The organism is Maridesulfovibrio frigidus DSM 17176 (assembly GCF_000711735.1).
Taxonomy (GTDB): Bacteria; Desulfobacterota; Desulfovibrionia; order Desulfovibrionales; family Desulfovibrionaceae; genus Maridesulfovibrio; species Maridesulfovibrio frigidus.
Genome location: NZ_JONL01000003.1, coordinates 326,400 through 347,183, shown reverse-complemented (window position 1 = coordinate 347,183; position 20,784 = coordinate 326,400). Strand labels below are relative to the sequence as shown.

The 20,784-nt window shown below is 41.5% G+C and carries 13 protein-coding genes; 4 read left to right on the top strand and 9 right to left on the bottom strand.

The features are described from left to right. Window positions 1–21 precede the first annotated feature (21 nt). Window positions 22–879: a DUF3859 domain-containing protein gene (locus BR06_RS0108840; protein ID WP_031482110.1), complete on the top strand. Its 858-nt coding sequence runs from the start codon at window positions 22–24 to the stop codon at window positions 877–879. Here BR06_RS0108840 and BR06_RS0108835 read toward each other — a convergent pair. The 5 genes from BR06_RS0108835 to BR06_RS0108815 all read right to left on the bottom strand — a co-directional run bounded on the left by BR06_RS0108835 (window position 876) and on the right by BR06_RS0108815 (window position 7,899). Then, window positions 876–1,877: a chemotaxis protein gene (locus tag BR06_RS0108835; protein WP_031482109.1), complete on the bottom strand. Its 1,002-nt coding sequence runs from the start codon at window positions 1,875–1,877 to the stop codon at window positions 876–878. The two genes, BR06_RS0108840 and BR06_RS0108835, sit on opposite strands and share 4 nt — an antisense overlap. 127 nt (window positions 1,878–2,004) lie before the next feature. After that, a complete protein-coding gene (locus tag BR06_RS0108830) occupies window positions 2,005–3,414 on the bottom strand; it encodes a tetratricopeptide repeat protein (protein ID WP_031482108.1) in 1,410 nt (469 codons plus the stop codon). Then, window positions 3,411–4,706 carry an HlyD family type I secretion periplasmic adaptor subunit gene (locus BR06_RS0108825; RefSeq protein ID WP_156952690.1) on the bottom strand — a complete coding sequence of 432 codons (1,296 nt, stop codon included), beginning with the start codon at window positions 4,704–4,706 and terminating at the stop codon, window positions 3,411–3,413. The genes BR06_RS0108830 and BR06_RS0108825 overlap by 4 nt, the downstream gene beginning before the upstream one ends. Further along, a complete protein-coding gene (locus tag BR06_RS0108820) occupies window positions 4,703–6,433 on the bottom strand; it encodes an ATP-binding cassette domain-containing protein (protein WP_084154079.1) in 1,731 nt (576 codons plus the stop codon). The genes BR06_RS0108825 and BR06_RS0108820 overlap by 4 nt, the downstream gene beginning before the upstream one ends. Before the next feature lie 113 nt (window positions 6,434–6,546). Further along, the gene (locus BR06_RS0108815) at window positions 6,547–7,899 is read right to left on the bottom strand and encodes a TolC family protein (protein WP_031482105.1); all 1,353 of its coding nucleotides are present in this window, start codon (window positions 7,897–7,899) and stop codon (window positions 6,547–6,549) included. Between the two features lie 242 nt (window positions 7,900–8,141). Here BR06_RS0108815 and BR06_RS0108810 point away from each other — a divergent pair, with 242 nt between their 5' ends. Next, window positions 8,142–10,442, top strand: a complete 2,301-nt coding sequence (locus BR06_RS0108810) for a CHASE2 domain-containing protein (RefSeq protein WP_235727694.1) — start codon at window positions 8,142–8,144, stop codon at window positions 10,440–10,442. A 17-nt stretch (window positions 10,443–10,459) separates the two neighbouring features. On the opposite strand, the gene BR06_RS0108805 is transcribed toward BR06_RS0108810, so the two are convergent. Together BR06_RS0108805 and BR06_RS0108800 are read right to left on the bottom strand one after the other, a co-directional pair. Continuing rightward, window positions 10,460–12,928, bottom strand: a complete 2,469-nt coding sequence (locus BR06_RS0108805) for a P-loop NTPase family protein (protein ID WP_031482103.1) — start codon at window positions 12,926–12,928, stop codon at window positions 10,460–10,462. A 393-nt stretch (window positions 12,929–13,321) separates the two neighbouring features. Then, a complete protein-coding gene (locus BR06_RS0108800; RefSeq protein WP_031482102.1) occupies window positions 13,322–15,616 on the bottom strand; it encodes a cysteine synthase in 2,295 nt (764 codons plus the stop codon). A 195-nt stretch (window positions 15,617–15,811) separates the two neighbouring features. Between BR06_RS0108800 and BR06_RS0108795 the strand changes: the two genes are divergently transcribed. Continuing rightward, window positions 15,812–17,575, top strand: coding sequence for a motility associated factor glycosyltransferase family protein (locus BR06_RS0108795; protein ID WP_031482101.1), 1,764 nt, complete (start codon window positions 15,812–15,814; stop codon window positions 17,573–17,575). Window positions 17,576–17,680: 105 nt separating this feature from the next. Here BR06_RS0108795 and BR06_RS0108790 read toward each other — a convergent pair whose 3' ends face one another. Next, a complete protein-coding gene (locus BR06_RS0108790) occupies window positions 17,681–18,970 on the bottom strand; it encodes a sulfotransferase family 2 domain-containing protein (RefSeq protein WP_031482100.1) in 1,290 nt (429 codons plus the stop codon). 129 nt (window positions 18,971–19,099) lie between these two features. Beyond that, window positions 19,100–20,269, bottom strand: coding sequence for a sulfotransferase family 2 domain-containing protein (locus BR06_RS0108785; RefSeq protein WP_031482099.1), 1,170 nt, complete (start codon window positions 20,267–20,269; stop codon window positions 19,100–19,102). A 267-nt stretch (window positions 20,270–20,536) separates the two neighbouring features. Here BR06_RS0108785 and BR06_RS0108775 point away from each other — a divergent pair, with 267 nt between their 5' ends. Continuing rightward, window positions 20,537–20,776 (top strand): hypothetical protein, encoded by a 240-nt coding sequence (locus tag BR06_RS0108775; protein WP_031482098.1) that lies wholly within the window; start codon window positions 20,537–20,539, stop codon window positions 20,774–20,776. Window positions 20,777–20,784 lie beyond the last annotated feature (8 nt).

Below are 20,784 nucleotides of genomic sequence, written 5' to 3'. Positions count from 1 at the left end.
CGCAAACAGCACGGGAATTACATGCAAATGTTCATAAAGACATTACAGACATGCATATTTATTCTATTTTTGACTGCAACCTGTCACAGTCTATCTTTTGCTGGTGATATTCAAATCACGAGCAAAGGCCTTTATTATTTGACCCCCTCACACAGCATATCTATGTCTTATGACAATATTAAGCCCCTTAAAAAGCATAGTTTACTTAAGAACACGACGGAGGTAGAGGCTGCGCTAGGAACATCTTTCGGCTTTGAATTTATTTTAAACGGTACATCTTCTGTCTCGACGACCATCAAAATGGTGCATCCCCGAATTCCTAATAAAGAAGGTAAAGGGTATACAACCATTAATTCTATACCACTTCTGCTTGAACCCAATAATACATATTTTGTCGGATGGGATTTTTCAAATAAGGATGAGCTTCAATCTGGAGAATGGTCTTTTGAGTTCGACTTTCCAGATACTGAAATAGTTAAATTTAACGTCACAGCACCTGAACAAATTGAATCAGCTCCTAAGGCACAAGAAACACCTCTACTGGAGTATGAGCTAAGGACAATTATAAAGCCAAATCCCGAAAAAGCCGAGAAAACGTTTCCGCAATACATAGTGAGGGGAGGAATATTTACTTCCGCAGAAATTGCAGAAAAGAATGCACAAAACGTCCAGAAACGAGGTTTTGACTCATTCGTATTTGTGCGTGAGGATATAAAAAGCGACTACAAATATTATGTGATTATAAAGATATTCGATTCAAAGAAAGATGCCGATGGCTTTGCTGCGGACTATCGTAATAAATACCGCAGACAAGCCATCACGGAAAAACTTGAAGTAAAAACACCCCTTCCCAGACCCACATTGCAATCCACTAATTAGCGTTGTGCTTCCATCATAGCGTTAGCATCTTCCCATGCCTGTGCTACCAGAAGTGCAATCTGAGGTTTGGAGTACTGCCTGTTCGCACCTACCGAGTCGCCCTTGTGCAGGAGTTCTTCGGTAATAAGAGATGAAAACAAGAACACGGTCAAATCTTTTAAAATAGGGTCATCTTTGATTTTGCGAGTCACTGCGTGACCATCCATACCCGGCATCTCAATATCCGAAACAACAAGCTGAAGATAATCGGTAATTGGACGACCTGCCGCTTCAGCTTTCTCTTTTACCTTCAAAAGGGCATCCCATAAATCTTTCCCGTTAACAAAGGCATCAACAGAAAATCCACCTTTCTCGAGAGCCTGTTTAACAAGATTCCGCATAGATCTGGAATCATCTGCACACATCGCCTGAAAAAATATTTCATCAACTTTCTCAACTTCAAGTAGGGATGCATCACCTTTTGCCGGACTCAAATCATCAAGAGCCTGCTCAAGGTCCAATACCTGGAGAATACGTGCTGGATCGGTAAGTTTTACTGTCCCAATAATTGTACCCTCAGCATACCTAGCCATATTCCCTTGCAAAGACTCCAGTTCTTCCCAGCTTATACGATGAATTCTGTTTACACCGGAAACTAAAAAAGCGCTGGTAACTTCATTAAATTCAGTAACGAGAACCATACGATTTTCGCCCCGAACTTTATCCATTCTAAGCCAACCGCTTAAGTCGATAAGAGGAATGACGGAGCCCATAAATTCAAACATGCCCAAAACAAGAAGATTGCTCGTGTCTACTTTAGCAGAGCCTGTTTTCTTTAAGGAGCCATCTTTACGTCCTGAAAAATTTTTTAAGTCCGCCTCTTTAATGATTTTCTTCACTTTGGCGACATTAAGTCCGAAAGACCAGCGCTTACGCGCCTCTCCAGTCCCTTCATCAAGGTATAACTCAAGAAGTTCAACTTCATTCGTTCCGGACTTCAATAGAATCTTACTCGACATTTACCATGTCCCCGCTCGTTAAAGAATCGCAGCTAATATACAATAAAAACAATATATGAATGTTAGTTATTACAGGTATGCAATTCCGTCTAGTATTGTTTTAAACATTGCCGACATAAGTAAGCCATTACTCACTTACCATAGTCGTTAATACGGATAGCATTTCATTAAAAACGTGATCCCAATTGCCCGGCTCTTGCTGCCGGAATAAAGTCATAGAGGGATACCACGGAGAATCTGGACGCTCTCGCATCCATCGCCAATCCGGATTATACGGTAGCGCAACAAAAACCGGAATCCCTAGCGCCCCCGCAAGATGAGCTACCGAAGTATCAACCGTTATAATAAGGTCCAATTGCTTCATGACCTTCGCGGTATCAGCAAAGTCACTACAGCCCGCAGCCAAATCCCGTACTAAAAAGCCACACGCGAATTCATCCCGTTGAATCGAAGGTCCACCTTTTTGCAACGAATAAAGCATAACCCCGGGAATACGTGAAAAAACAAAGAAATTTTCTACACTTACAGAGCGGTTATGGTCATTTTTATGTGTGGCCTTTCCGGCCCAGACAATTCCCACTTTATACTTAGTTCCGGGAGGAACATGCACCGGAAAACCGGAATCCGCAGGAGGCGTAATATAAGGACAAGCTGAAGGAACGGTGCTGATTTCATGTTTAAAAATAAGAGGCAAGCTCAGTAGCGACGCCTGAACATCGAACTCAGGAAGCTTATCTCCAGAACTCACAATTTTATCAAGCCCGTTTAAACCCTTTAAAAGTGAAACAAGCTCAGTCTGGCACTCAAAGATAACCTTGCCCCCGGCCTTTGCAACTTCGGAAACATACCTGCATAAATGTAACGTATCACCAAAACCCTGTTCACTATACAGCAAAATGCGCTTCCCGTTTAACGGAGAGCCATCCCATAGCGGCTGTTTGAAATGACGCTCCCGCAATTCACCACGCTGCCAGCGATATTCATACCCCTCGAAACCATTGATAAAATCACCCTTAGCAAGCAAAGCAAGAGCCTTATCCCAATTAATACGGGCGTCTCCGGGCTTTGCTTTCAAACAAAAATCAAAATTTTTAATGGACTCATCAAGCTTACCCATATCCTGTAAAACAAGCGCGAGATTGTAATATGCGTCGATAAATTCTTTGTCTATTTTGAAAGCTTTACGATGGCAGTAAGCAGCTTCCTTTAACTTTCCCAATCGTCTTAAAACATTACCTAAATTTGTCCAACATCCTGGAGATTCAGGGTCGATAGCCAGCGCCCTTCGATAGCACTCTTCGGATGCCTTAAATTTTCCCTGAGAGCGCAATAGCACACCGATATTTGACAAAATAACTGACTCATCCGGTGCATACGAAAGCGCCATTGCGTAAAAATTAAGAGCTTCCTCATACTTTCCGGCGGAATGATTCCTAACCGCTTCTTCAAAAGACCTGCGCCCGTTGTCCGGAAGATTTGCCAGCCAATCGGATTTAGTTGAGTCTCCATTTGAAACATCCGGCGTATTACTTTTCATCGCTCCCTCATGGCGTAACTCATCGATCCCATGAACGGTTCCAGAATATACTCAAGAACAGTGCGCGTCCCAATATGAATTCCCGCAATAACCTGAATTCCCGGAAACAACCTGTAATAATTACCATCATGCTCAAAAAAATCTTTATCTGTTATTATACGAACTCTGTAATATGTCCCGCCCCGCTTAGTGGTATCGGCATCAGGGCTGATATTTACGACTTTTCCATCCAGATTCCCAAAGCGGGCAGCATCACGGGAAGCAAGTTTAACAACTGCTTTCTGTCCGCTTTTAACATACCCTATATCGCTGATAGGCAAACGAGCTTCGATGACGAGCTTATCACCAGCAGGAACAATATCCATAATAGTCATACCCGGCCTAACAACTTCGCCAGCACTCATGGCATATAAAGTTTTGATAACACCATCCACAGGAGATCTGATAACAGTTCTATTCAGATTATCCTGAAACTTTCTTATGCGCTGAGAAAATTCCTCAAGTTCACGCCGATCATCCTGTAATTCTTCCCTGACCGAAGCATAATATGAGTTAGTAATTTCTTTGATATCGGCCTGCGCCTGAGTAAGAGCCGAACGGGCTTTTGCCTTTTTAGCTACGTCCTCATCAATGGTACTTTTCAGCTTAGATTCTTCTTTTAGAAAGCCTAGATGCTTGTAGCGTGAGGTAAGTCCCTCCCCCAGCAAACTATCACTTATTGCAATCTGCTCGCGCAAAAGTCTGAGGCTGGTTATAGCATTGCGCTGCCTGGAAGCAATCTGCTTAATATCCTGTTCGCGCTGTATAATTTTTTCTCTTTCGGATTGTAGATCATTATTAAGACGATCTCTTCTCGTTTGAAACAGCTTAAGAGACCTTTCGACAATCATTGGAAATTCTTCATAAATATCTTTTGGATATGCAGGAGCCTCAAGCCCCTTATCTTCTGCTTCAAGCCTTGCGATATTCACACGCAATGATTTTACACGAACATCAAGTTCTTCTACGCTGGAATCACTGGAGGTATCTTCAAGAACAAGTAGTTCCTGCCCCTTAGCTACAGTTTCGCCTTCCCGAGCGCTAATCTTTAATATGATACCGCCTTCGAGATGCTGGATCAGTTTCAGCCTTGAGCTAGGTATAACTTCGCCTTCCGCCTGACTAACAATATCAAGCTCAAAAAAGCAGGCCCAACCAAAGAATCCCAGACACATGGCTACGCATAAAAATAGAAAATAATGGCTTGCGGCTTTAACTTCGCCAGAAATATGAGGAGCTTCTTTATTTATCATTTCTCTTCCTCGCATCCATCATCGCAGCTATTTTCTTTCGACGGATCGTTATTGCTATTTGCGTGTTCACCGCGTTCTTTGGCAGGATAAAGCACCAAAGGCACTGGTTTTGTACTCAGATCAATCAGCACGTTAGACCGCTCTGCAAGCCTTACATCCTGAGTAACAATAATCAAAGTTTTCTTGGCCTTAACAATACTCTGAATAACCATGTCCATAATCCGTAAACCTTCAGGATCGAACCCTTCGGTAGGCTCATCGAGCACACACACAGCCCCTTGAACGGCTAATGCCCGGGCAAGAGCCAGTCTTCTCCGAATGCCAACTGCAAGCTCAGAACCCCCGTTTATGACAGGAGCTTCGAGTCCATCCACGCTGGTATCAAGATATCGTTTTAAACCGGCTGCCTCGACAATTCTTCCAACTCTTTCGTCATCAATATCAGGACAATTCAAACAAATATTTTCTCGTATTGTAGCATTTAAAAATCTGGGTTCCTGCGGAAGGTACATTATCTGCCCACGCCACCATGGAGCAGCCACTTGGCGGAGATCAACCCCTTCAGCAAGTATCTGTCCCCTACCGGGATCAACCAGTCCGAGTAACAGACGGACTAAGGTCGTTTTACCTGAACCATTGTGTCCTGTAATAACAACTATATCACCAGATTTAATATCTGCGCTAAGTCTTTCGAAAAGAGGTCCGCTAGATCCGGGGTAGGCAAAACCAAGATCTTTAATCTCAAGACTGCCGCTGTAATTTTTCAAAACAGTTCCCGTCACAGATTCCAGAGGCTGACTCATGAACTCCTGTAGAGAACCCATCATTGATGAAGCTTCTTCAATCATATTTCGTGACTTCATAAATGATGCGGAGACGGAAAGTGCCTTACCGGAAAGAATAGATGCACCAATAAGTCCTCCCATACTGAGAGTTCCGTCCACAACCTCGCGTGCGCCCACGGCATAGACCAACACCCTGAGTAACATTCCCAGTGTTTGCAGAACGGCTTGCGCCCGCGTCCCGCTTTGCACCATGTCGCGCTTGATATTTTGAAGCTTTTCGACCTGACCATCCAAAACATTTGAAAGGAAACCCAGCCCGCCGAAAGCCCTGACAGTATCCGCGCCGGAAATGGCGTTAGATAGATATCCCCGATGTAAAATAGATTCATTTCGCATGGAATCCATCAGTCTTTTACCTCGCCGCATGCTCAGCCATCCGGCAAGCAGAGTACAGCAAACAGCAAGAATAGTTATCACAGCAATGGCTGGGCTAAGAAAAAATACGGCCCCGACAAAAAGAATAAAGAACGGCATATCGAGCACAGAGCATATAACTGAAGCATCATATCCAGATTGAACAACCTGTATACCGCTCATCAGTTCATGGATTCTGGCAGGAGAAATGCGCCCTAACGTATTCATTTTTGCACGGGAAAGGCATGTTAAAACAGCTGCAGCAAGTGCCTTGTCAGGACCTACATTAACAGCCGAAGCCAGACGAACACGCACAACGGTAAAACCGTGGCTGAGAAATCCGGCAATAAGCATCCCGGCTGTGAGCGTAATAAGAGTTCCATCAAAGCCGTATCCGACATAGCGATTAAGAACCTGTATGACAAAAATAGGAGAGGCAAGAGAAAGAATATTAATAAAAAACGAAGCAAGAGATATCTCAAATGCAAGAAATGGAACCAATGACAATCTGCGCAACAACTCTCTCATCAGTTGACCCTCAGTTAATGTTGCCTAAATATTCTACCCATCAAACAAGAAAATTCCATGGGCTGAGCGCGCATGGAATTTCTTTGCCGGATATCCGCCAAATGGGAAGCAGCCTACTTAAAGACCTCAATGTTTATCATACCCATCTGATAAAGCAGTCTGTAAGCAAAAATTATATTATCAATATCTGAAGTAACGCTTGCGCTTGTGGCGGTACTATAGTCACGCTCACCAACCAGAATATCGAGAAGCTCAACCTGTTCTCCGGTAGCTCTCTTTTTCTTGATTAGTTCAAGAAACTCGGCAGTAATATTCGCCTGAGTTCTATACAGCTCCGCATTTTTACGAAGTGTCATAAGCTCAAGCCAAGCATTTCTTACATTCTCTTCAACAGTACGTCTAACATCAAGAGTCTGCTTGCGAATCTCGCGCAGATTAGCTTTCGCAGACTGAGCACCCTGATATTCACTAATACCGGTAAAACCGGTGTAGCTCATTTGCAAAGTAGCTTTATTTTCCATTCTTACACCACTTGCGCCCTGATCCTGCTCCCGTCTTTTGCCTCCAAGGACAAATTCAAATTTCGGGAAAAGAGTCGCTTCCTGAATATCAACATCGCTGTTGGATCTTTCTTTTACGTATCTAAGCTGAATGAGCATTGGATTCTGTTCATGCGCCAAAGCAATCGCATCATCAAGAGATGCCGGCATATATGTGGCAGGCATGTTCACAGGAACCATTTTATCTATTTCGTCAAGAGTAACCGCATATCCGTACACAGATCTATAACGGTTGCGAGCCATCTGCAATTGACGCTCTACCGTAACCCTATAGGACATTGCCCCAGCGAGCTGAGCTTTAATCTGGAGTTCCTTATATGAAAGACCTGCTCCGCGCTGAACGAGAGTCTCTTCCATTCCAGAAAGACGTTTCATACTATCTTCAGACTGAATGGCATACTTGAGCATTTCTCTTGAGCGAATAAGCCCTAGATATGCATCAACACCCTGAATAATCAGCTCCTGCTCGACTTGATCAAGCATAGCTTTGTACTCATTCAAAACAGCCTCAGCTCTTGAAACTCCGCCGGTAGCTCCGCCAAAATCGTAGAGGAGCTGAGTTACTTCAATTTTTTCTTCGTTTCGAGCTTTATTTGTTCCGCCTCCAGGCTTGTCTATTTCCTCGCGCCCACCTTCAACCGAAGCGTCAACGCTAGGAGTCCAACCAGACCAGCTCTGAGAAACCAGATGCTCAGCGGATTCTACACGAGCTTCCGCAGCTTTAATTCTATCGTGAGTAGCAAGAAGATCCGTTAAGATCCTTGCTAGATGTGGATTTCCATCAACCTGATCAGGATTCATCGCAGTCATCCCTTCAGACATTGCAGGCTGCGCCGCAACCTCACCAAAAGATGCTGCAAAAATTAGAGCTGACATTATCAGGACAGGTAAACGAACAATTTTCACGCTAAACTCCAAAAAAAATACATATATATTAAATCTTTAAAAAAAACTTCCACCACTTTATCACTATCATATACCTAAATACGCCAAAAAAATCCAGATGATTAACTCTCTATTACATGTTACATAATGGCATTCTAACAGAAAAAATCAATCTTTTAATACAAATTAACATGCGAAAAAAAATAAAACATACATTAAAAAGAATATACGGGTCTGACTCATTCTTCCTTTTTGGAACAGGAATGGTTGTCACAGTCATAATTGCGGCCCTCTACGTTTTCAGGCCGCCAATACTACAGTTTGTTGATTATAAAATTTATGATGAGTTCATGCGTCAAAGTCCTGTAGGAACAAAAACAAACATCCCTGTGATTGTAGACATCGACGATGAATCCCTTAATGAGTTCGGACAGTGGCCTTGGCCCAGATACAGAATGGCACTATTACTCGCTAAAATCACACAGGCCGGTGCCCTCTCAACCGGACTTGATATACTTCTCGCTGAACCGGACAGAACGTCCCCGCACGCTATTAAAGAAAGCTTACGTAAAGAATTAGGCGTTACAATTGATTTCAAAGGGCTACCCAAAGGACTGATGGATAACGATCAGGTGCTTGCTGATGTCCTGTCGCAAGGCAAATATGTACTTGGTTTTTATTTCGACTTTATGGACGACGAAGAAGTTTCAGCCGTAAAAACAGAATGCTTAGTCGCGCCAATTTCTATTGCGCAGATTAAAACAGGTGTGTCACAACCTTTAGATAAACTGACTTTGGACGCACAGGGTGCAATATGCCCACTTCCAGAGTTGACTAGAGCCGCCCCCCGCTGTGGCTTTTATAATTCTATAACCGACTTTGACGGAGTGGTAAGGCGAGTTCCGCTGGTAATTTCATGGCAGGGAAAACAATATCCAAGCCTAGCATTGGCAACACTGATGCGAGCTACCGGCAAAAAAAATATCATCGCAAAAACGTCCATGCACGGGTTTGAGTCCATCCGGCTGGGAAAAACGGTAATTCCAGTTGATGCTAAAGGACAAATGGCTGTCCGCTATCGCGGTAAAGGAATGCAATTCCCGTATTACAGTGCGCGCGATATTCTGAGTGGAAAAGTTGGAGCAAAGGAACTTAAAAATAAAATAGTTTTCATGGGGACCTCGGCGGCTGGGCTGCGAGATTTACGAGTCACACCATTCGCATCCGACTATCCCGGTGTTGAAGTCCATGCCACCATTATCGATAATATCCTGACCAAAGATTTCATACTCCGCCCAGACTGGGTACCGGGGCTTGAACTTTTAATCGTCATTATCGCAGGTATTCTGACCACAATACTCCTGACATGGACACGCACACTTTTGATGGTTGTTCCTATCGCAGGGCTGGGCGGGGCAATATTCTTTGGATCATTATTTATTTTCAGAGAGCATCATACTTACCTAACACCCATGTACGCTCTGATTACATTGGGAATTAATTTCACCATGCTGACTCTGATAAAATTCTGGAAAGAAGAAGGACAGAAAAAGTTCCTGCAAGCGACATTTTCATCCTACCTTGCTCCAGAGCTGATTGATGAGATGTTCTCCAATCGCGAAATGCCCGAACTAGGTGGTGAAGCAAGAATAATCACAGCCTATTTCACAGACATCCAAAGCTTCTCAACTTTTTCTGAAAAACTGACAGCGACACAGCTTGTTGAGCTACTTAACGAATATCTGTCAGTAATGACCGACATTCTTATTGATAACAAAGGAACCCTCGATAAATATGAAGGGGACGCCATCATAGCATTTTTCGGAGCACCAATGGATGTGCCAGACAATGCTTTGCGAGGATGCCGAGTAGCTGTTGCCATGCAAAATGCTAACAACATGCTAAGGGACAAATGGGCCAAAGAGAAAGTGCTGCCAAGTGCGCCAAATAGAAACACAAAAGGATTCCCCGAAGAACAATGGGCGCCCGACGAAAAATGGCCGAAAGTAGTTCACAATATGCGTACGAGAATCGGCGTAAATACGGGCGAGATAGTAGTGGGAAATATGGGTAGTGCCATGCGAATGAATTACACCATGATGGGCGACGCGGTTAACCTAGCGGCGAGACTAGAAGAAGGCGCAAAGCAGTTCGGAATATTCAACGCGGTCAGTCATTTCACACTAGAAATGGATGCCGAAGATGAAAATGGTAAGCCCTGCAAAGTAATGGATCTGGTAGAAGCAAGGTTGATCGATAATATTCAGGTAGTAGGTAAAAATGAGGCTGTCAGAATCTACGAACTTGTAGCCATGAAAGGTGGCCTGACTGACGAAGAAAAGATCCTGTTCGAGCTATTCAATAAAGCCCGCAAACATTACGTCAACACAGAATGGGACAAGGCTATAGAGCTATACAAAGAAGCCGAAAAGCACGAGCGTTTCACCGATATAAAAGTAACGCCGTCCGAAGTGTTCCGCTTAAGAGCGGAAGAGCATAAGAAGAATCCGCCTGTGCCAGTTGGCGAGGATTGGGATGGGGTTTATCGGATGACTAAGAAGTAGGAGGGGGAATTTTATCTTTAGATTCGGAATGGTGAAAGTAATTCAGCAATCTCATTGTTATCAGAAAACATTTTAGCAATAGTAATCATATCTTGCAATAAGGGTTTCGCTTTGCTTCGTTCGTTCACTCTAGCGTAATATATAGTCAAATTAAATGCAGCAGAACTCTGCATTAATGCTATTTCTGAAATTTCAGGATTGTCCAGAACCAAAGACTTAATTTCTGCATAGACCTCCTCGACCTTGCTAATCTCCCCTGTGCAGACATATGCAGAAATCAAATTAAAGGCTCCTTTACTTTGTTCGAAGGCTTTCACCGAGCTATCAGGTTTATCCCCCAACAAAGACTTCAATTCGACATACACCCTCTCAGCTTTACCCAATTCTTCTGCTTGACAGTAAGCACCAAGCAGGTTTCCAGTTGCTCTAACTTGCTCGAGAACCATCCTTGAGCTCCCACCATGGGCCAATACCAATGGAGTCAGTTCCCCGTACACCTTTTTAGCTTTGTCAGAATGCTTTGATTTGCCATAAGCAGTCATCAGATTTGTTATAGCTTGTGCCTGTATTAAAGCTGTATCTAAATTATCATGAAAGTCCTTCACCAATGATTTAAGTTCGACATACATATCTTCAGCCTTAGGCAAATCGTCAGCTTCGACATAAAACTTACTCAAATTATATAAAGCATAACACAACATCAAAGATATCTTTGAAATTTCAGAATTGGCGTGAGCCAAAGATTTTAGTTCAGCATACACCTCTTCAGCTTTGCTCAGATTTCCTGCATTGCCATAATCTCTTATCAAATTCACTGCCAAGAACGACCAAAAGTATGAAGCGGATTTTATCGAATTGTCAGGTAAAGAAATCACTTTACTTAATGTTGAATGTTCCAAATAATCCTGTCCTAACCTATCAAGGAAAGCCGCCGTATTTTGAGGCTGAAAACTCCACGCCAATTCTAATATTTTACTACGGAATTTACTTACTGCACCTGTATGAATATTATCAGATAAAAAATCCAAAACAAAAAGTTCGCCAACGAGATCAGGCTCCCAACTAGGAATATACTGAAGCCTTTCACCGTCAGGCTGTAATTGACCATTTAAAGCCTTAAATCTAGGAGTATTGTGGAGCAACACCGAGACGGAGGTAATGCAGGCAGGCAACAAATTATCATTTTTAAAGTCAGGCACTCCATTAATAATCGTTGCCAATGCCAGCAAAGCCTTATCTTCTTCCGTTACCCCACTAGGTTTCCAAAATTCTCTATCTTCCCGCTTAATAACATCTAGCAAAAGCGACTCACGGCTACACTCTTTGCCACAACCGCCCTTAGCTCTAGCATCCGAAAAATATGCCGCAAACAACGGTCGCATAAGCGGGTCAATTTCTCTCAGTTTTACTAAATTATCATCCCATGATTCAGGAATCTCTTTAGCTTCAACTTCATAGAAAAATTCAAAAATACCTGCTGCAATTTCTGACTCTGATTCATTAATGAGAAAAGGAGGGGAATGAATCATGCGGCTTATATCTGCATGGTCTCTAAGTTCGTTTAACTTGTGGGTAGAATTATCTCTATCTAGCAATAAAACCCGCACGTTGTAATCAAATCTCGGCGCACGATTACTCAAAATTTCAAGAACCCGAATTAACCGTTCCTGATCTTTTGATGCATAATCAATAACTATAAGTGTCGGCTGGTTCGGCTTCCAATTTTCAAACTTAAAATTAATATCTTCCAGAATGCCCGCACGATACGCCCCGCCATTTCTCAAGCAAAACTCAAGCCCCAGCCTGCTTTTACCCACTCCCCCGGGACCTAGAACAGACTGCCAACGGAACAGCTCATCATTGTAGAGAAACTCATTAAGAAATTTCAATTCAGCTTCTCTGCCTACGAAAGGAATGTACTGTGATCGGTAGATAAACTTATGGCGTTCAGTATTTTCTGAATATGTATATTTGAACTCTGGCTGAGGATTTAGAAGTTCTATTATGCTTCCAAGACCATCCTTAATTTCATCAAGCATACCAAACTGTTTAAGATCGGCTTGCAGCTCCAAAGACAGCAAGTTTCTATGCTCAATATCTCCGGCAGAACGGGCTATTTTGCCGCTTAAAATTTCTTTCAATTCACTTTCAGCTTGGGTCTGCTGTGAGTTCTTCGCATTAAATATTTTTAATTTTTCAACTATGCCCCGAATCCACTCATAATGGCTGACATGCTTAAGCAACCTTTTCTTCGTCGCGTCTTTCATTAACTTAACAGCATGTTTTCTACCTGAAACAACCAAAGGCGTAAGAAGCTTCAAGGCAAGGCTGACTTTCCATTTCGAAAAGCCCTCTCCGACAAGCCAATCAGAAATAATTTTGGAGGAATCGACATCCGATAACCACTTAATAAGGTCTTCGGAATTAGAAATAGATTCTAATGATAATTCAATATCAGCGGAGGGTGTTTCAGGCTCGTTATTCATAATATATTTGTGATAAAATAATTAGGAACTGTCAAGACGGTTCCTAAGCCTTCTACTATTTAATGACCTTGTATTTGCAACACAATTTGCGCATCAAAATGCGCACAATTTTGCACGCCATTTTGAAAACGTAACAACCTGTTTAATAAGAACAATTAGCCAAAACCAAAAAATTCATGCAAATGTTTTTGCAACAAACTATGCAACACTTTTTGCAAATGCTTTTGCAACGGTTTTTGCAACTATTTAGGCACAAAAAAATCCCCCAAGACAATAAGTCTCAGGGGATAATAAACAACCAAAAAACAAACAACACCCCAACTAAAAAGTTTTGGGATCCTTAAACCCTTTTCCCAAAAGGGTTCAAGCCGCCGGAGGCATCCCCATCCTAAACTACCTAACCTTAAACACCCGTGCCCCGTCTGAGCTGTCTTCCACGTTAAATCCTGCCTCTATCAGCGCATCGCGTAATGCGTCCGCTGTGGCAAAATCCTTCTTCCTTCGTGCAAGCTCTCTGTCTTCTAAGATTATCTTAACTTCTTCTGGCAATGTTGCGAATGGTACGGGCATATTGTCATGATCTAATATTCCTAAAATATCATCGACTTCAAGCAACTGCTCCAAACAGAACTGAGCTTCGGACCCGCAGATTTTTGCAGACCCTAATAATGAATTAATGGCCTTTGAGAATCCGAAAAGTATAGGCCAGAATCTGTGCAATTTCAGGTTATCATCAAGCGCCTGTGACAGACCACTTTTAAGCGTGAACACTTCTTGGTCTATATCTTCTGAAATGTCGCCGGAACCATTGGCTAACATGCTGAGTCCAGCGGCGAGATCTTGCAATTTCTGCTGATTCTTCACCCACATGGAGATGGCCTGCTCACTATATACTAACGGCTTCTTGTACGATGATGAAAGCATCCACATGCGTACAGCCATTGGCTGACCCGCCTGCTCGATTAACTCATCTATACACGGTAAGACAGGCCCACCGGGTAGCACGGGCTGCGCGACCATCCATACCTGAGGTGACACTCCGGCCCCAGCCCAGATTGCGCGTAGATTCTCTAAATGTGGGAATCTGTGAATCTCTCCGGCTAAAAGCAAGCTCACGCCCGGTAACCCTTCTAGAGCTGTTACGGCCTGTTGTAAGAACCAACTTGGGCGAACATTTCCCCACTCGGTTTCTAGCACATCGCCTAATTTTAGATCTTGTAGAGTTGCGCGTTTAAGTAGTGTGAAATCGCGCGGATTTTCTTTAACGTAATCGTCCATGTCTACGGTCTTGCCTAGGCTGACCATATCGATATCCATATTTGTCATATGCCCGTATCCCTTGTCGCGGGACACATCAAAATATACGGACCGTAGTTTTTCGTAAGCTAAACCATGAGCCAGCATCGTGCGGCAAATCTCAATGGTTCTATCCACACATGTGGAAGCCCTGCTGAAGCGGATTGTATCGCGCACCCCTAAAATACCGGCTGCTTTTTCCATGGCTATGGTAACTTCTTTAGCAAAGCTTTCACGGCTTACGCCCCTGTCGCGCGAAACTGCAAGGGTTTGATCTTCAAGATCTGCAAGTCCAACGAGAGCAGAAACTTTACTTCCTTCACGCTCAAGATGACGCGCAAGAACATCGAGCATTACAATACGGCGAAACGGTTCAGGGTCGTATGGGTTATCGAAGGACGGGCCCATGGTAAACATTCCTGTTTCCGCATCAGTGCCGGATAAAATTTTATCTTCACCTGTAGACTGGTCAAAAATCTTAGGCCCTTTAAAGACCTGCGGGCGAAAAAGAGGAGTCGAAAGATAACGCTCACCACCATCAGGGAAAATAGTTACAACCAGCCCATCTTCAAGTTCATTGGCAATGGCAGCAGCTCCGGACATGGCAGCACCGGAACTCATACCTACAAAAACGCCCTCTTCTTTTGCTAGACGGCGACAACATTCAAAGGCATCGACATCTTCAACATTTATAATTCGGTCAAGCTTCTGCTTATCGTATATGCCCGGAGGATATGATTCCTGCATATTTTTAAGGCCCTGAATTTTATGACCGGGCCGTGGTTCCACCGCTATAACTTGAATATCTTTATTCAACTCTTTAAGGCGCTGAGTCAGCCCCATTATTGTCCCGGTAGTCCCGAGACAGGCTACAACATGTGTCACCTTACCATCAGTCTGATCCCAAATTTCCTGAGCTGTACCATTATAATGGGCGGCAACAGAAGCTGTGTTGTTATACTGATCAGTCAAAAGATATTTTTCAGGTTCCTCACGACAAAAACGATACGCCTGTTCAATGGCCCCGTCAGTTGCAAGGTGGCCCGGTGTCAGCAAAATGTCCGCACCGTAAGCACGCATAATCATCTTACGCTCTTCGGACGCAGTCTCGGGCATAATTAGCATCAGCTTATAACCTTTAACAGCGCAAGCCATAGCCAGCCCGATTCCGGTATTACCCGATGTGGCTTCGATAATTATTTTATCAGGTGTAAGCTCGCCGGACTCTTCTGCCCGCTTAATCATAGCCCGCGCGACTCTATCTTTAATTGAGCCGCCAGGATTCATTGCTTCAAGCTTAGCCAGAATCTTGACCTTTTCACTTGGATTCAAATGGCGCATCTCAACTAAAGGTGTTCCGCCAACCAATTCGAGTATATCTTTTGCAAACATTTTATCCAATCCTTTCAGGTATATATTTAAAATTAGTTCAGTAATGTTTATAAAATTCTCATGAAATCTTTCTTCTGGCAGCCTTTTTGCAGTTAAAAAGCAGAACCTCGTCAGAGCAGGTAGAAACAATCATCTGACGACCAATCAATATAGATAACAGAAAATTATTTCAACCGACTGCCAAGGACGGAATCAATGTCAGCTTACCCATTCCTGAAAGAAAACATCGAAGCGCTGGAAACATACAACCCGCCTCTTTACGCTTGGCTAAGCAGTCAGGATATTGACGAAGAAAAACTGACCCAGTGTTTATTTAAAAACAGATGGGACGTCCTCGACTGGAAAATGGAAAACGGAAAAGGCATGTTCGAAGCAATGATGCCGAACTTCATATACAACGAATGGAAAATTCCCGATAGAGCAGATACAAGCGCAACTTTCATTATTGGTTGCAATCTGGGTTATGGCCTCAACAGTGTTCTGATGAAAACACCAGACTCACATAAAGTTATTGTTTCAGAACCAAACCCGGTAATGTTGCTAGCCTGTCTGGGCCAAACCGACTACCGCCCATTCATGAAAAGCGGTAAACTCCATTTTTGCCCCGTCGATGAAGGCAGTCTGATGAATATCATTAAAGACCTAGACCTTCAATTCGTATACGGCAAAATTTATTTGCGCCTTGATATGCCAAGTCAGCAACTTGGACCTGAATATGCCAAATGGTCTGCAACTGTCAGAAATAAAATGGAATCTTTCACTGTTGAAATGACAACTTTACGCCTGAAGCAGGATGTAATGGTTGGAAATGAGCTGGAAAACTATTCCAGATCCGTTTCAGATGGAACTATTTCCACTCTCAAAAATGCGGGAGCTGGGTTAGGTGCTGTAATTCTTGGCGCTGGACCATCCCTTGCGGAATTCGGACCAGAATTAGCTGAAAATCCGGGCAACGCAATATATGTAACAGCTCTACAAACTTTACCTGCGGTTCAAAAAACAGGCATTAAGCCACACTTTTGCATTGGGCTCGATTACAATGATTCTATGCTCCGGGTATACGATCAGTTGGACAGTGAATGGGCCAAAGATATTCCGCTGATTTATTCCACAAAACTAGATCACAAAGTGCTGGAAGCATACCCCGGCCCCACTATCCCAATGTGGACACTTGGAGGCCTCGGAACATTCGCCTTAAACCAACATGAATACGTGTTTGATGCAGGAAGTAATGTCAGTAATACTTTGAATAGATTCCTCGACTGGTGCGGATTCAACCATATCCTGCTTGTAGGGCAAGATTTCGCATGGAAAGGTAAAATTTCTCATGCCTTAGGCCATCAAAACGCAGGAGCGACATTCCCCGAAAGTGCATTGGTTCATCTCAAGAATGAAGATGGAGAAGATTTGACTTCTTCAATTCAGTACATGACCTCCAAACGCGAAATGGAAGATGACCTCAAACAAATTAAGACTCCTGTCTATAATTTATACGGCGGCGGAGCTTTAATAAACGGAACTCGAAATGTAGACATGCAAAAAGTCAACATGAAGGGGATTCTATCCTCAGCGCCAGGATCCATGGATTATTTTTTGACAGCGCTGAATATGGCCCGCACTCCGAGGCCAGCGCCAGTATTTGATTCAAGGTGTCAAAAATGGAATGTATCAATTAGGAATGCAACCAAAAAGCTGGAAAAACTTTTCCGTAAACTCTCAAAGAATCAGGCTGAAATACATAAAACATTTTATGATGTTTATTTCTTCCTGCGCCAAGACCCGCTCTATCTTCCTTATCTCTACAATGAGATTCTGGACATGGCAGGCCTTGCAAGAGCAAAGACGCACTATGAGCCAAAAGATCTACCTCACTTTAAGCGGATTGCTAAAAAGACAATCAAAAAGGTTAGATACATGGACCGCTGTCTCAGTTTAGAAAACAAAAAAATCGCCGCCTGAAAGTCAGACGGCAATGAATAAGCTCCATACTTCCTAGATCCATCATAATGAAAAGAACTCTGACACACCTGCCCGTGTCAGAGTTCTTTCACTTGAAGGATTATTCTACAAAAATTCATACCCGAAATTAATAAAATCTTCTTCATAACGCTCATTCACAATTTTTATAAGTTCAGGAGTGTAATAATCACTAAGATAATTACCTTTTTTAGGTCTAGACCTATTCTTATGTGGAACATCGATTTCTTCGCCAACGTCAGCAAAGAGAACTTTCATTTCATTCTCATAATTCTCCAAGCGTACCAAATAAAGATCTTTTATTAAGCCTTCTGAAGTACTCAAATAGCTTGTTTGCGACTTAAAGTGAATTTCTGAAAACTCGTCAGGACAAGTTGCAACGAACTTACAAAAAGTGGCAAAATCAAATGACTTAAGTTTTTTCCTAAAAACATGAGCCACATGAAAGCTTTCCTCCGAACGTATTAAATGAGCATATAAAGAAGCTAACCTTAAATAAGGATTTCTAACGACAGTAAATTTCTTATACTCATCAAAAAAGGGACTTGAAGCGTCAACACAATTAGCAACATCCTTATACACGCGATTCGGCAGTTCTTTCTCGACCCGATTAGAAATTTGATCAAAGATATTTGCAGTGCTAGTTCCGCCAGTCTTTGGCATTTTTATATACAACAACTTCTTACTTTCTTCTATAAAACAAAGCTTTAATCTGGCTGGAATCTTATATATTAACACATTTTCATTATATTCTGAAATGATATGCCTTGCTAAATCAGCCAAATAATCAGCTTCGCCCCCAAAATCAACTATACATATCTCTGTAAATTCATCTTTATTGTACTCCCTAAATGCCTCATAATTCATACCATCGTCAGCATTAGTATACGAGAATGATCCTTCAGAAAGTCCATTTATATCTAGTTCATTAAAAACTACATCTTTTTCTACGTCTATCCCAAGATTAAAAACATAATATATGGATTTAGATATAGGTAGCTTATCTACGATGCAAAGCTTTTTGAGATTAATCGAACAAAAAGAATCATACAATTCATTCCACCTAGAAGTTTCCCTATAAACATAAAAAACCTCTCTCCCATTTTTTATTAAAGATTTTCCAATATCATCATAATACATTGAGGCAATAATAACCTCACATTTAGCAAAACTTTTAATTTCTAAAACATTTATAATAGGTATAGAAAAAAGTTCTCCCGAATCTTTATAGCTATCAACAAAAGCCTTCACATGCAGATCTTTACGACGTTTTTTTATTTCTAAAAACAAACTCTTCGCGCCTAACCCTGTTCCATATATAATGATATCTGAACCGTGTTCAATCTTATTAAACCCTGAGATAGTTGGATAATTCACAATCACTCCTTAGTAAGCAAACATTTTAAAATATAAGCCCCTAATACATTATAATAAGTATTAAATATTACAAAATATTTCAAAATACAATTGCAAAAAGATTAATGGGAAAGAATCATAATTCTTATTCTACAAAAAATCATACCCCAAATTAATAAAATCTTCCTTATAGCGTTCATTCACAATCTTTATAAGCTCCGGCGTATAATAATCATAAATATAATTACATTTGTTAGGTCTAGCTCTATTTTTATGTGGAACATCGATTTCTTCGCCAACCTCAGCAAAGATAGCTTTCATTTCTTCATCATAATTTTCCAAACGTACCAAAAAAATATCTTTAATTAAGCCTTCTGACGTACTCAAATAGCTTGTTTGAGACTTAAAGTGAGGATCTGAAAATTCGTCAGGGCAATTTGCAACGAATTTACAAAATTTAGCAAAATCCAATGGCTTAAATTTTTTTTCAAAAAAAGGCCTCATATGAAAGCTTCTCCCTTCACGCAGTATACTTGCATACAAGGAAGCTAACCTTAAATATGGATTTCTAACTACAGTAAACTTCATATAATTATCAAAAAAAGGATTTGAAACGTTAACACAATTATCAAAATTTTTATACACGCTATTCGGCAGTTCTTTCTCGGCTAGATTCGAAATTTGATCAAAAATAGCTCGAGTACTAGTCCCGCCAGCCTTTGGAATATTTATATACAACAACTTCTTACTTTCTTCTATAAAACAAAGCTTTAATCTGGCTGGAATCTTATATATTAACACATTTTCATTATATTCTGAAATGATATGCCTTGCTAGGTCAGCCAAGTAATAATCTTTACCCCCATAATCAACTATACATATATCTGTAAATTCACCTTTTTTGTATTCTCTAAAAGCTTCGCGATACATATCATCATAAACATTAGTGCATGCGACTGTTGCTTCAGAAAGACCATTTATGCCTAGCTCATTAAAAACGGCCTCTTTTCCTACGTTTAGCCCCGTATTAAAAATGTAGTATGTGGATTTATATTTAGATATATGTAGCTTATCTATTATACAAAGTTTTTTAACATCAATCGAACAAAAAAATTTACACAGTTCATTCCACCTGGAACTTTCGTTATAGACATAAAAATCATCTCTCCCTTTTTTTATTAGTAATTTCGCAATATCATCATAATACATTGAGGCAATAATCACCTCACAGTTAGCAAAATTTCCAATTTCTGAAACATTTATAATAGGTGTAGAACAAAGTTCTCCAGAATTTTTATAGCTATCAACAAAAGCCTTCACTTGCAGATCTTTACGACGTTTTTTTATTTACAAGAATAGACTCTTCGCCCCTAGACCTGTTCCATAGATAAGAATATCTGAACAACGTTCAAGTTTTTTGAATTCTGAAGTAATGTTATAGCTCATAGCCACTCCTTAAAAAACAGCACTTTAAGATAGAATATAACCCTTAATACATAGAAATATTCAAATATTACAAAAAGTATCAAAATACAATTGCAAAAATATTCACTTGAATAGCCAGCCATGCCCGTGTAAACCCTGCTCATGAACGAAACAAAACACGATGAACCATATTTTATGGAAGATGGGACTCTAGTTATTCCATTCTCCTGCCCAGATCACAGTTATAAGTACTGGAAAAAAGAAGGCAAACAGCTTGCTGAAATCCTTACGGACATGAATGTGGATAAAGAAACATGGCAAAGATTTACTTCGGATAAATTCCCTGCCGACGCTGCGATTGAAGCCGAAAGTGACGCAGCAACTGAAGCTGAAAAGGGCTAGGTTTATAG

Coding starts and splice junctions, on each gene's coding strand:
- BR06_RS0108840 (WP_031482110.1), top strand. CDS start 22: ATGCAAATGTTCATAAAGACATTACAGACATGCATATTTATTCTATTT.
- BR06_RS0108835 (WP_031482109.1), bottom strand. CDS start 1,877: ATGTCGAGTAAGATTCTATTGAAGTCCGGAACGAATGAAGTTGAACTT.
- BR06_RS0108830 (WP_031482108.1), bottom strand. CDS start 3,414: ATGAAAAGTAATACGCCGGATGTTTCAAATGGAGACTCAACTAAATCC.
- BR06_RS0108825 (WP_156952690.1), bottom strand. CDS start 4,706: ATGATAAATAAAGAAGCTCCTCATATTTCTGGCGAAGTTAAAGCCGCA.
- BR06_RS0108820 (WP_084154079.1), bottom strand. CDS start 6,433: ATGAGAGAGTTGTTGCGCAGATTGTCATTGGTTCCATTTCTTGCATTT.
- BR06_RS0108810 (WP_235727694.1), top strand. CDS start 8,142: ATGGTTGTCACAGTCATAATTGCGGCCCTCTACGTTTTCAGGCCGCCA.
- BR06_RS0108805 (WP_031482103.1), bottom strand. CDS start 12,928: ATGAATAACGAGCCTGAAACACCCTCCGCTGATATTGAATTATCATTA.
- BR06_RS0108800 (WP_031482102.1), bottom strand. CDS start 15,616: ATGTTTGCAAAAGATATACTCGAATTGGTTGGCGGAACACCTTTAGTT.
- BR06_RS0108795 (WP_031482101.1), top strand. CDS start 15,812: ATGTCAGCTTACCCATTCCTGAAAGAAAACATCGAAGCGCTGGAAACA.
- BR06_RS0108775 (WP_031482098.1), top strand. CDS start 20,537: ATGAACGAAACAAAACACGATGAACCATATTTTATGGAAGATGGGACT.